This window comes from Acetobacterium sp. KB-1, from assembly GCF_003260995.1.
In the GTDB taxonomy this organism is placed as follows: domain Bacteria; phylum Bacillota; class Clostridia; order Eubacteriales; family Eubacteriaceae; genus Acetobacterium; species Acetobacterium carbinolicum.
Window position 1 is genome coordinate 3,653,203 of sequence record NZ_CP030040.1, and the last position, 12,008, is coordinate 3,665,210.

11 protein-coding genes are annotated in these 12,008 nt (G+C 40.7%); 10 read left to right on the top strand and 1 reads right to left on the bottom strand.

Annotated elements, in window-relative coordinates:
- Window positions 1-126: 126 nt before the first annotated feature.
- The 10 genes from glpK to DOZ58_RS16890 all read left to right on the top strand — a co-directional run bounded on the left by glpK (window position 127) and on the right by DOZ58_RS16890 (window position 10,754).
- Window positions 127-1,632 (top strand): glycerol kinase GlpK, encoded by a 1,506-nt coding sequence (gene glpK, locus DOZ58_RS16845; protein ID WP_111889359.1) that lies wholly within the window; start codon window positions 127-129, stop codon window positions 1,630-1,632.
- A gap of 102 nt (window positions 1,633-1,734) precedes the next feature.
- Entirely contained in the window at window positions 1,735-3,234 is a 1,500-nt protein-coding gene (locus tag DOZ58_RS16850; RefSeq protein WP_111889360.1) for an NAD(P)/FAD-dependent oxidoreductase, read from the top strand.
- On the top strand, window positions 3,215-4,492 hold the full coding sequence (locus DOZ58_RS16855; RefSeq protein WP_111889361.1) for an NAD(P)/FAD-dependent oxidoreductase: 1,278 nt from the start codon (window positions 3,215-3,217) through the stop codon (window positions 4,490-4,492). The genes DOZ58_RS16850 and DOZ58_RS16855 overlap by 20 nt, the downstream gene beginning before the upstream one ends.
- Before the next feature lie 17 nt (window positions 4,493-4,509).
- Complete coding sequence (locus DOZ58_RS16860) at window positions 4,510-4,884, top strand: DUF1667 domain-containing protein (protein WP_111889362.1); 375 nt, start codon at window positions 4,510-4,512, stop codon at window positions 4,882-4,884.
- A gap of 106 nt (window positions 4,885-4,990) precedes the next feature.
- Window positions 4,991-5,839: a class II fructose-bisphosphate aldolase gene (locus DOZ58_RS16865; protein WP_111889363.1), complete on the top strand. Its 849-nt coding sequence runs from the start codon at window positions 4,991-4,993 to the stop codon at window positions 5,837-5,839.
- A gap of 9 nt (window positions 5,840-5,848) precedes the next feature.
- Complete coding sequence (locus tag DOZ58_RS16870) at window positions 5,849-6,790, top strand: PHP domain-containing protein (RefSeq protein ID WP_111889364.1); 942 nt, start codon at window positions 5,849-5,851, stop codon at window positions 6,788-6,790.
- A 41-nt stretch (window positions 6,791-6,831) separates the two neighbouring features.
- Entirely contained in the window at window positions 6,832-7,506 is a 675-nt protein-coding gene (locus DOZ58_RS16875; RefSeq protein ID WP_111889365.1) for an HAD family hydrolase, read from the top strand.
- 24 nt (window positions 7,507-7,530) lie between these two features.
- Entirely contained in the window at window positions 7,531-8,250 is a 720-nt protein-coding gene (deoC, locus tag DOZ58_RS16880) for a deoxyribose-phosphate aldolase (RefSeq protein WP_111889366.1), read from the top strand.
- 113 nt (window positions 8,251-8,363) lie between these two features.
- On the top strand, window positions 8,364-9,905 hold the full coding sequence (locus tag DOZ58_RS16885; RefSeq protein WP_111889367.1) for an FGGY-family carbohydrate kinase: 1,542 nt from the start codon (window positions 8,364-8,366) through the stop codon (window positions 9,903-9,905).
- A 99-nt stretch (window positions 9,906-10,004) separates the two neighbouring features.
- On the top strand, window positions 10,005-10,754 hold the full coding sequence (locus DOZ58_RS16890; RefSeq protein ID WP_111889368.1) for a GntR family transcriptional regulator: 750 nt from the start codon (window positions 10,005-10,007) through the stop codon (window positions 10,752-10,754).
- A gap of 63 nt (window positions 10,755-10,817) precedes the next feature.
- Here the strand turns inward: DOZ58_RS16890 and DOZ58_RS16895 are convergent, their stop codons facing one another.
- Window positions 10,818-12,005, bottom strand: a complete 1,188-nt coding sequence (locus DOZ58_RS16895) for a DHHW family protein (RefSeq protein WP_111889369.1) — start codon at window positions 12,003-12,005, stop codon at window positions 10,818-10,820.
- Between the last annotated feature and the right edge of the window lie 3 nt (window positions 12,006-12,008).

A 12,008-nucleotide genomic window follows, 5' to 3' on the forward strand; every position in this document is an offset into this window, starting at 1 on the left:
TATCACTATCGATACAAAGAGTTGAACTAACGTTAAATAAAAAAGAAAACGTTTAACAAAGTGATTATAGTAAAAAAAAATGCTAACCAATGCATTTTTTAATAAAAGAAAAGGCGGTATAAACGGATGAAGGAGTATATTTTAAGTATTGACCAGGGGACTACCAGTATTCGAGCAATTTTCTTTAATCATGATGGGGACATCGTCAGTGTGTATGCAAAAGAATTCGCACAATTTTATCCAGATTCAGGTTGGGTTGAACAAGACCCTATGGAAATGTGGGCGGTAACGGGTGAAGTCATTGAAAAAGCAATGGCTAAATCGAACATCAATGAAGATGAGATCGTGGCAATTGGGATCACCAATCAACGCGAAACATCGATTGTCTGGGACAAGAATACGGGCGAACCTGTATACAACGCAATTGTATGGCAGGACAGAAGAACCGCAGAATACTGTGATCAACTAAAAGCGGAAGATCCGGAAATAGAAGCAAAAGTAAGAAATAAAACGGGATTGATGATCGATTCGTATTTTTCTGGCACAAAAGTTAAATGGATACTCGATAACGTCGAAGGGGCAAGAGAAAGAGCCGAAAAAGGTGATCTTCTTTTTGGAAACGTTGACACCTGGATCATGTGGAAACTTACCGGCGGAAAAACCCATGCCACTGACTACAGTAATGCATCTCGGACACTGATGTATAACATTCATGACCTGAAATGGGATGAAGAGTTGTTAGAGGTCTTTAATGTACCAGCAAGCATGTTGCCAAAAGTTCAAGAAAGCAGCGGACATTTTGGCGTGACAGCAAAGATATTCAAACGGGCAATCCCAATAACCGGTGATGCTGGCGATCAACAGGCAGCAACATTTGGTCAATGTTGTTTCAAAAAAGGTATGGCAAAATTCACTTATGGTACGGCTGGAGTTATGACTGTAAATATTGGGGATAAGCCATTCTTGTCAAACAACGGTTTAACAACAACGATTGGTTGGGGAATTAATGGCAAGGTCGAGTATTTATTGGAAGCGGTTGCTTTTTCAGCTGGTTCAGCGATTCAATGGTTACGTGATGAAATGGATATGCTTGATGAATCGCCTGACTCTGAGTACTTTGCCTTAAAAACGAAAAAAGTCAGCAATTGCGGCGTATACTTTGTTCCCGCATTTACCGGTTTATGTGCACCTTACTGGAACTCTTACGCACGTGCTGCCATTGTAGGTATCGAACGCGGGACAACCAAAAACAATATTATCAGAGCCGTGCTAGAGTCATTAGGATATCAGACGCGTGATATGTTCGATGCGTTTTCAGAAGATTTGGGCGAAAGATTATCCATTCTCAAGGTTGATGGCGGTGCCTGTAATAACAATTTGCTGATGCAATTCACTTCTGATATCGTTAATGTGGATATTGAAAGACCGGACAATACTGAAACCACAGCAGCAGGGGTTGCTTATCTGGCAGGGCTAGCAGTGGGATTCTGGAAAGATCAGGATGAAATCGTGCGAAAAAGAACGGTTAATCAGGTATTCCATCCACAAATGGATGAAGAGCTGCGAAATGAGTTATACAGAGGCTGGAAACGAGCCATCAATTGTAACTTAGAATGGGCAAATGATAGATAAACAGTATCACTAATACAATTTAAATAACGGGGGGCGTATATATGTGGCCGATGTATGCGCCGCCCAAATCAAAAATACGAAAATGAATATGGAGGTGACACCATGAAAACAGATGTTTTAATCATTGGTGGCGGTGTAATTGGTGCTTCCGTTGCTCATCAGCTTGCTAGGTATAATCTGGATATTATTCTGGTTGAAAAAGCGAGTGATGTCTGTATGGGGACGAGTAAAGCAAACTCGGCAATGATTCATAGCGGTTTTAATATTGATGGTGACACATTAAAAGGCCAGTTAGTATTAGCAGCAAACAAAGTAATTAAGCAATTATGTCAGGATTTAAAAGTAGATTTGGTTAAACCACTGGGTTCAATAACTGTTGGATTTGAAGAAGCAGACCTGGAAAAAATGAAAAAAACCATGGCAAATGGAATCAAGAATGGCATTCAGGGGATGAAACTACTTAACCAGATAGAACTACATGAGATGGAACCCCACTTAAATCCAGATGCAAAATATGGTCTATTCGAACCGGAGACCGGAATAATAAATCCCTTTGAATACACCGTGGCGCTGGCAGAAAATGCTGTGATTAATGGCGCAAAAGTTCTTTTGGACACAGAAGTTCTGGATATTATAATTGAAAACAAAACTGTAACAGGTGTTAAAACAAATAAAGGCGATATCGCCACAAAAATTATCATTAATGCCGCCGGACTATACGCAGATAAAATAGCTGCGATGGTCGAAGACATTGATTTTGAAATCAAACCAAGAAAAGGACAGTATTTTTTGTATGACAAAAAATGGCGTGATATTTTAACCTATACGATTTATTCAGCACCGACGAAGGTATCGAAAGGGATGATCGTCGTACCGACCATTGATGGCAATATATTAGCAGGATCAAATGCGGAGGCAGTTGAAGATAAAACCGATTTAAGAACCACCGCACAAGCTTTGGATCAGATCTACACAAGTGCCATCTCACATTTATTTCCTGAGCTTCCCAGAATGGGTGATGTGATCACGACCTTCACGGGGCTGAGAGCATCAAGCACCAATGAAGACTTTATCATCGAATCCGCAAAAACGGTCACAGGTTTTATTAACGCTGCTGGTATCCAGTCGCCAGGTTTAACTTCGGCACCAGCTATCGCAGCAATGATTGAAGGCCTGGTAAGAGCGGAGAATCGCGATTTGGATTTTTCACCAAAAGCGAACTATGAAAAAGGCAGACAGGCACCAGTGCAGCTTTCGGATTTGTCATATGAAGAAAGAACCGCCTTAATTGAAGAGAACCCCGATTATGGCGAAATTATCTGTCGCTGCGAGTCGATCAGCAAGGGTGAAATTATGGATGCAATACACCGACCCATTCCGGCAACAAATATGGATGCCATTAAACGTCGGGTCAGAGCAGGTATGGGACGATGCCAGGGTGGCTTTTGTGGACCGAAGGTGCTTGGCATATTAAGTAAAGAACTGGGAATTTCTCCGCTTGAAGTGACACAAAAAGGAAGTGCATCCTTTGTTCTGACTTCTAAGAATAAAGAACTATCTTTAGAAGAAGGAGATAGAAATTATGAAAAAATTAGAGTATGATTTAGTCATTATTGGCGGCGGACCGGCAGGGCTTGCCGCAGCATTGGAAGCGAAACGAAACGGTGTCCCGAAAATCCTGATTTGCGAAAGAGCACCATATCTGGGCGGCATTTTAAATCAATGTATACATAACGGATTTGGCCTGCAATATTTTAAAGAAGAATTGACGGGGCCTGAATATGCCAGTCGCTTTATTGAAGAATTGGAAAATTCTGACATTGATGTAAAACTGGGCACCATGGTAATGGAAATAATGGTAGATAAAAAAGTGATTGCTGTTAATCGTGAGGATGGGATGTTTCAGATCGATACGAAAGCATTGATTCTGGCAATGGGATGCCGAGAAAGAACACGTGGCGCGATTACCATACCTGGCAGCCGTCCGGCCGGGATTATGACAGCAGGAACAGCCCAGAGTTATGTTAATCTGGAAGGCTATCTTCCGGGTAAAGAGGTAGTCATCCTGGGCTCAGGAGATATTGGTCTCATTATGGCGAGAAGATTAACGCTTGAAGGTGTCAATGTGAAAGGGGTCATCGAATTAATGCCCTATTCAACAGGACTCATAAGAAACAAAGTGCAATGTCTTGATGATTTTGATATTCCCCTGTTATTGAGCCATTCGATTACTGAAGTGCATGGAAATGAAAGACTGGAAGGTGTTACAATTGCCGAAGTTGACAAAAGCTTCAAACCGATTGAAGGCACTGAACAATATGTGAGCTGCGATACCTTGCTGTTATCGGTTGGCTTGATTCCAGAAAATGAATTATCCAATAATCTGGGATGTGAAATGGATAAGGTGACACGGGGACCGGTGGTGAATGAAAAACGGATTACCAATATCCCATGGGTATTTGCTTGTGGAAATGTTCTGCACGTTCACGATTTAGTTGACAATGTTACGGAAGAAGCTGAAATTGCCGGAAAAGCCGCCGCCGCTTTTATTAACAATAAAAAGAATGAAGTAGAAAAGGAAGTCATCATCACCCATGATAATAATATTGGGTATGTTGTTCCTCAACACATTGATGCATTAAACAACCAGGAGCAGACGATTAAGTTTTTTCTTAGAGTGAGGAATTCAGATGAGGATGTTCGATTAATTGTCAAAGATAATTTTAATAAAACGTTACTTAATCTTAAAAAGACAATCGTTGAGCCTGGTACCATGGTAACATTTAATTTACCAAGAGAGTTTGTGACTAAGGATACTTCATCAATTGATATTTCAATTTCCAAGGAACAAGCGCAATAAGATGGAGGTGTAAAATCATGGCCGTAAAGAAATTTATATGCATTGGATGTCCGAAAGGGTGTAGTCTGAAAGTTGAGCATACCGAAAAAACCATACATGAAATCAGTGATTACAGTTGTAAAATAGGATTGAAATATGCGCAAACGGAGTTCACTGAACCCAAGAGAACGATAACAACCACCGTAAAATTGAAATCAGGTGATTTGCCTTTTGTGCCGGTTAAAACAAAAAAACCGGTTAATAAGGAAAAAATATTTGAAGTGATGAATGTGATTAGTGGATTGGAAATTGAATCACCCGTCAGAGTCGGAGATGTTGTCGTATCAAACATTGCCGGAACCGGGGTCGATCTGGTTTGTACTCGTAACATAAAAAATGTAGCTGTTCGATAGATTTTTGTAATTAAAATGATGCGAAATCATGGTATAATAAAGAAACAGTAATCATAACCCATCATACGCATGTATGATGGGATGAAATAGAAATGAGGTGATAACCATGAGTTATGTCAACATGGAAGCGATTCTTGAGCATGCTCGAAAAAACCATTATGCAGTTGGTGCCTTTAACATCGTGAATTATCTGACTGCAAAGGCGGCAATTGAAGCGGCCGAGGAACTAAATCAAAATATTATCATTCAGACCTCGGTTAAAACAGTAAAGGCTTTTGGTATTGTTGAAATGATGGGTTTTTTAAAACCGATCGCTGAAAATGCTCAGGTAAAGGTTGCGATTCATCTTGATCATTCCACCGATGTAGAGTTTACAAAAGCCTGTATTGACGGCGGCTGGTCTTCCGTGATGTACGATGGTTCGCAATTGCCACTGGTAGACAATATCAAAAATACCAAAGAAATTGTGGCCTATGCCAAGCCAAAAAATGTGACGGTTGAAGGCGAATTAGGTGCCATTGTCGGCGTTGAAGATGACATTGTCGTAAAAGAAGGTGATCATGCTCATGCTAAACCAGCAGATTGTCGCATCTATTTGAAAGAAACGGGAGTTGATGCGTTTGCGCCGGCAATCGGAACAGCACACGGAGTTTATAAAGGTGAAATTAAAATCGATTATGATCTTTTTGAAGATATCAATGAATTTTCACTGTGTCCGTTGGTTCTCCATGGTGGAACCGGGCTGAGTGACGAAATGTTTCATCGGCTGATCAGCCTGGGTGCATCAAAGGTGAATATTTCAACAGCGATAAAAATTGCCTATTGTCAGGGAATGGCTGCTTTCAGTAAAGAAAATCCAGCCCAAAATGATCCGCTGAAATTGGATGCCTTCACCAAACAAGAAGTTAAAAAAGTTGTGACCGAGCATATCCGCTTTTTTAGTCGGATCGATTAGAGAGGTAACATGATGACAACACAACCAAATTACATTGTTGATTTACATAGTCATACCACCCGGTCTGATGGGGGGGACACACCGCAGGAATTTATTTCCAATGCGGCCGCTTTAGGAATGAAAGTGATTGTATTTACTGATCATGATGTTCTGCCGCCTGATCAAATCGAAGTAAATGGGGTGATGGTGGATCCTGTTCTTTATGCCAGGAAAAAAGGGATGAAACTGATACCGGGAATTGAATTTTCCTGTGAAACACAGGTAGAAGATGTCCACATTGTTGTGCTAGGGTGCGATTATTCCAATCCTAAAATAATCGAAATGTATCAGAAAATTGTAAAAAGTAAGATATTTTCCTATCAAAAGTTATTAGGCAAACTGGCTGACAATGGCTATGATATAACCTGGGATGAAGTGTTGAATTATGATGATATTCCGAGAAAACCCGAGGACGTGCAGAAAAAAATAATTTTCAACCTGATGGCAGAAAAAGGTTATACAAAAACCTGGAGTGAGGCAAAATTATTGATCAGAAATAACCCGGACTTCAGTGTCAAACGAGAAAAACCAGACCCCGCTGACATCATTAACATTGCCCATGAAAGTAGTGGAATTGCCATTTTGGCACATCCTTATCTGATTGATGAAACCGTTACGACCAATGAGGGTACAATGACCAGAGCGGAGTATATTGATAAATTGATTGATCTGGATCTCGACGGAATTGAGGCAAGCTATACCTATGATAAGACCACTTATAATGGACCGTATACGAAGGAGGAAATCATTGCCAAGGTCAAATCAGATTACCAGGATCGAGTGAGAATTATTTCTGGCGGTTCTGATTATCATGCGGACTATAAAAAGACCGATAAAAATATCAGAAACATTGGCGAGTGTGGCGTAACCCTGGAGTATTTTAACAGCAATGAGCTTTTAAAAAATCTTTAATTGATTTCTTAAAACGCTATAAATGTTTAATGGAGGTTGCTATGATAATAAAAAACAAGGAACCCTATGCGTATTCGTATCTTATTTTTGATTTGGATGGAACTCTGGTAGATTCGTGTCCAGATATTATTGAGACGATTAAGTATATTATTGATCGTTATGGCTTTGATCAGAAAGAGGATGCATTTATTCGGAGTTGTATTGGCGGGGGAGCAAGAAACGTCCTCATCAAATCTCTTGGTGAGGACAAAGAAACCCTCATTGATCACGAAATACTGCCACTGTTTGTTGAGTATTACACCGAGAATTGTGATAAAAAAACCTTTGCATATGATGGCGTACTAGAGGTTCTGGAGTATTATAAACAGAAGGGAAAATCACTGTCAGTGGCTACTTTTAAAATACGAAGGGCAACTGAAAAAATTTTAAAAACACTAAAATTATATGATTACTTTGATATTCTGGTGACAGCCGATGACGTTAAAAACCCCAAACCTCATCCTGATTGTATTAATGCGATTCTCGCGTATTATAATTGCAGCAAGACCCAAGCGATTCTCGTTGGGGATACCAAAACCGATTATCTCACTGGAACAAATGCAGGCATTGATGTGTGTGGAGTTACATTTGGATATGGTGCTCCGGAGGTCGTCAGATCATTAAATCCAACCTATGTTATTGATCGTATGGAAGAGCTTAAAAAAGCTGTTTTATAGAATAAAAATAGGAGGCATGAAGTTATGGTTGATTTATCAAAAATGGATAAAAAAGCCCTGGGAAAATGTTTTGATCATTCGGTGCTGCCAAAAAATACCACCGAAGCTGAAATTCGATCCGGTTGTCGCGAGGCGGTCGCCTATAATTGTGCGGCATTCTATTCCGCAACACCCTATTGGACACCAGTGGTGGTGGACGAACTAAAAGGTACCGACATCCACATTGGAACTGGTCTGGATTTCCCCTTTGGAGCATCATCATCGATTATTAAAGCATTCGAAACAGAGTACGCAGTAAAAGCCGGATGTACCGTTTTAGACCTTGTGATGAATGTCGGGGCGTTAAAAGACAAAAGATATGATGTGATCAAGGGCGAGTTGATGGATTTTAAAACCGCAGCGCAGGGACGAATCACCAAAACCATTATTGAAACCTGTTTTTTGAGTGACGAGGAAATTGCGACAGCTTGTAAACTGATTGCAGAAGTGGGCATTGATTACGCCAAAACATCAACTGGTCAATTTGAAGGGCCAAGTATGGAACAGTTTTTAGTGATGAAAAAGACATTATCTGAAACGGAGGTCAAGCTCAAGGTGGCAGGGGTTAAATTCCCCCGGCCGCAAAATGCTTACGTATTCATTCTGGCAGGCGCCGATCTGATCGGCACACGTGCGGCAGTCGCAATTATCGATGCGTTTGAACAAATGCGTGAGATTGGACTGGTTTCCAAATACAAAGACTGAACCAAAAAAAGTTTCATCAAATTGCTGAACAAAATTCCCTTAAACTAGGCATAATATTAAATTAATTCATGGTGTAAAAGTTAATTTTTATTATTTAGAAGGAGAATTTAAATATGGGCAAATATTTAATCGGTATTGATGTGGGAACAACTGGTACAAAAGCGATGATTCTTGATAAAGACGGCAAAATCTATGGCAAAGGATATGGCGAGTACCCATGTAACTATCCGAATCCCAATTGGGTTGAGCAGGATGTGGATTTGTTGGTCGAGGAAACCTACAAAGCATGTAAACAAGCAGTCACATCATCAGGACTTGATCCGCAGGAAATTGCGGCGGTTGGATTTTCCTGCCAACGGGCAACTTTTGCGCTGGTAGATAAAAATAATGAACCCATCGATAATATTTTTTATGGTTGGCAGGATAACCGGGGAGCAGATATCCTTGAAGAAGCGATGGGCATTATTGATCCGGATACATTCTTTAAAAGCACTGGTATGCCGATGGCGCCAACCTTCACTTTTATCAAACTGTTGTGGTTAATGAAAAAAAGACCAGAACTGTATGAAAAAACGAAATACGTGGCAATGATGCCGGAATACATTCAATATTGCTTTGGTGCGGATGATTTTTATTGTGAGGTGACCAATGCCTGTACATCGGGGTATCTTAATCCCAACACAATGGATTGGGCGGACAATATTATTAATGCTTTTGGCATTGATAAGGCAAAGTTGCCAAAATTAGTGAAGCCAGGTGATATTGTTGGAAAAGTGACACCAAAAACGGCAGAGAAAACGGGACTGGCTGTCGGGACTCTCTTAGTTGCGGGAAGTGGCGATCAGCAATGTGCCGCCATTGGTGCCGGCGTTATTGAAGATGGTTATGCATCTTTAACGCTGGGGACAGCAGGTCTTCTGGTTGTTGGCACAAAAAATCTGGTATTAGACGATGTACCGGGGGTTATGGCAACCTCATCGGCATCATTAGGATTATTCAATCTTGAGGGGATACAACTGGGTGCCGCCAGCAGTTATCGATGGGCAAGGGATGAGTTAGCTGAAATCGAAGTAGCATTCGGGAAAAAGACCGGAATGGATCCCTATGAAGTGATGGATTACCATATTATAAAAAGTCCGGTAGGGTCGAAGGGGATTGTCTTCATGCCATTTTTGACCGGGTCAGGTTATCCGTATTGGAACCCTGAAGCAAAGGGTATCTTTGCCGGTATTACTTTTGCCCATTCCAAGAGTGATATGATTCGTTCGGTTATGGAAGGGATCACACTGGAAAGCAAGGATATGTATGAAACCATGAAAAAATCCGGCGTGATTTTGAAACAACTAGCTATAACAGGCGGAGCTACAAAATCCGCAGCATGGCGTCAGATCATTGCTGATATGTTTGGCGTTCCCATTCGTAAACTGGAAATACCTGACGCAACCATCGTTGGAGCGGCGGTTATCGCAGGTGTCGGCGCGGGGTGGTTTAAAGATGTCACAGAAGGAGTCATTTCAATGGTTCGTTATCTGGAAACGATTGAACCGATAACTGAAAATGTTAAAAAATATAACGAAATTTATGACATTTACAAAAATCTGTATGTCGCATTAAATGAAAATGGCTTATATACACAATTTGCCAAATTAAAATAAGCAGAATGAGATCAATTTTTGCGGATTATTCTTTTAATTCTATAGAGTGTATGATAAAATAAAAGAAGTTTTGCTAAATAAGCTGCACAAAGGGGTTTTATGGAAGGAAGTATTGATATGTACAAAATTAAGCGAGAAAACCCGAAACCATTGTACATACAATTGGAAGAGTTAATTCGTAATAATATCGAAGAAGGTATTTGGAGGCCGAACACAGCCATACCATCTGAGAGTGAAATGAATCGGTTGTATGGGGTTAGCCGCATGACAATCCGTTCAGCGTGTTCTCAATTGGTGCAGGATGGTGTTCTCTATCGCGTTCCTGGTAAGGGTACCTTTGTGGCAGAACCCAAGATAATGGCGGAATCTTTGGCATATATGGGCTTTAGAGAGCAATTGGAGAGAATGGGGTATGAAATTACCACAGAGCTTTTAAATGTTACCGAAAAAGAAGCCTCGTTGAGTGTTGCAAAGCGTCTGCAATGTCCGCAGGGGTCTCCAATACTGGAAATTGAGCGGTTGCGTTTTCTAAAAGGTGAGCCCATCAGCCTTCATTATTCACGGATTCCTTATGATTTGTGTAAGAATCTAAGTGATCGTGCACTTGAAGAAGAACAGCTTTGTGTGCTTCTTGAAAAAGAGTATAATTTAAAACCCAGCCGGGTCATGGAAACTTTTGAGTCGGTTACGGCCTCGGAAAAAGAGAGTAAACTTTTAAAAGTTCCGCAAGGATACCCCTTGCTTGTTTTAGAGGATATTCTTTATGATAAGGATGATAAGCCTTTTGAGTACTCAAAAGTAGTTTTTCGTGGCGATAAAATTAAATTAAAGTATGAATACCGTAATTAAAATTACGGTATTTTTTTGGCCGTGATCCAGATTATGATGAAAAGATTTTTGAAGATACATTTGTTACTCGTCGTTTAGTACCGGTTCCAAACTGGTATCCCGGAAAAAGGAGTTCGCATTAAAGAGATAGAGTACATCAGTGATCTGAGCATCAGCGATGAGATCATCAATACTATCATAGTAGTAACGGGGATCAACGACGGTGATCTCACTGTAAAAAGGGGTTAAGAAGGGAATAAAAGCATTGGCATACGAATCCTTGATAATCAGCAGATTTTTTTCATTCAGCACCGGATTTTTAATTTTTATAATGGGATGATTACCAGCCAGAAAAACGGCATATTTGTCATTCTCCTTTAATTGTTCGCTGTCATAAAGGGAAGCGGCTTTTTTTTGTTCTTCCACATAGCTTACCACCGAATAGTCATCGTCGCTTTTAGGAATATAGACCTCAATGGTATCGGAGGAAGACGTCAAATAGCCACTTTTAGAAGCCAGGGCACCAGAAAATGAGTGGGTAACAGGATAAACGATATAGGCATCAGGGTCTGCTTTAATACCCATGGTATCGGCGACTCCCTGAAAAGAAAGCCAGGCACCTAAAGTGGTCCAGTGATGGTCGGTTTTATAATACAAAAGTTGGTCCTGATGTTCTGCTAAAATCGGACTGGGATCAAGAACGCTGAAGTGTTCCTGCAAGCCGGCAGTAAAGCTATTGATATAGTCGCTTTGATTTAGTACCGGAGCATAGGCTGGCAGTTTATCAGCGGTGACACTAATTGCATTGGGAACCAGCATAAAGAAGTGGTTTAGATCGGAGTGCTTTTCAGCAAACTGGTTTAATGCAGTTTGAGTCTGCGCCACAGTGTCAGCAGATAAAGGATCAAAGTTTTCGATCAGGGTGGCGTTTTTGCCGAAATAAACCCCATTGGAGCTATTTTTTCCGATCAGGCGATCGGTACTGGTTTTGGTATGAATCCAGAAATTTCGCCCGACTAATTGGTCGGCCGTGTACTTTTGCATTTTTTTCATATAGCGGCCATCGATGATGCTGTCCACAGAAAAACGGGGCCATTGGGTTAAAATCCGGTTTTCATTTTCAGACAGTTTGGTATCGGGCAGGATCAGTGAGGCCAGGGAGAAAAAGGCAAGGATCCCGATAAAGAGCAGCCCCAATAAATTAATATATTTTTTATAAAATAAAGAATGAGCATATTGATCATGTTCACGATGGTTATCTTTTTTTCGCATATT

What these genes read in the sequence shown, in the direction of transcription:
- DOZ58_RS16885 (WP_111889367.1), top strand. Translation starts at nt 8,364, where the DNA reads ATGGGCAAATATTTAATCGGTATTGATGTGGGAACAACTGGTACAAAA.
- DOZ58_RS16855 (WP_111889361.1), top strand. Translation starts at nt 3,215, where the DNA reads ATGAAAAAATTAGAGTATGATTTAGTCATTATTGGCGGCGGACCGGCA.
- DOZ58_RS16860 (WP_111889362.1), top strand. Translation starts at nt 4,510, where the DNA reads ATGGCCGTAAAGAAATTTATATGCATTGGATGTCCGAAAGGGTGTAGT.
- deoC (WP_111889366.1), top strand. Translation starts at nt 7,531, where the DNA reads ATGGTTGATTTATCAAAAATGGATAAAAAAGCCCTGGGAAAATGTTTT.
- DOZ58_RS16865 (WP_111889363.1), top strand. Translation starts at nt 4,991, where the DNA reads ATGAGTTATGTCAACATGGAAGCGATTCTTGAGCATGCTCGAAAAAAC.
- glpK (WP_111889359.1), top strand. Translation starts at nt 127, where the DNA reads ATGAAGGAGTATATTTTAAGTATTGACCAGGGGACTACCAGTATTCGA.
- DOZ58_RS16890 (WP_111889368.1), top strand. Translation starts at nt 10,005, where the DNA reads ATGGAAGGAAGTATTGATATGTACAAAATTAAGCGAGAAAACCCGAAA.
- DOZ58_RS16895 (WP_111889369.1), bottom strand. Translation starts at nt 12,005, where the DNA reads ATGCGAAAAAAAGATAACCATCGTGAACATGATCAATATGCTCATTCT.
- DOZ58_RS16875 (WP_111889365.1), top strand. Translation starts at nt 6,832, where the DNA reads ATGATAATAAAAAACAAGGAACCCTATGCGTATTCGTATCTTATTTTT.
- DOZ58_RS16870 (WP_111889364.1), top strand. Translation starts at nt 5,849, where the DNA reads ATGATGACAACACAACCAAATTACATTGTTGATTTACATAGTCATACC.
- DOZ58_RS16850 (WP_111889360.1), top strand. Translation starts at nt 1,735, where the DNA reads ATGAAAACAGATGTTTTAATCATTGGTGGCGGTGTAATTGGTGCTTCC.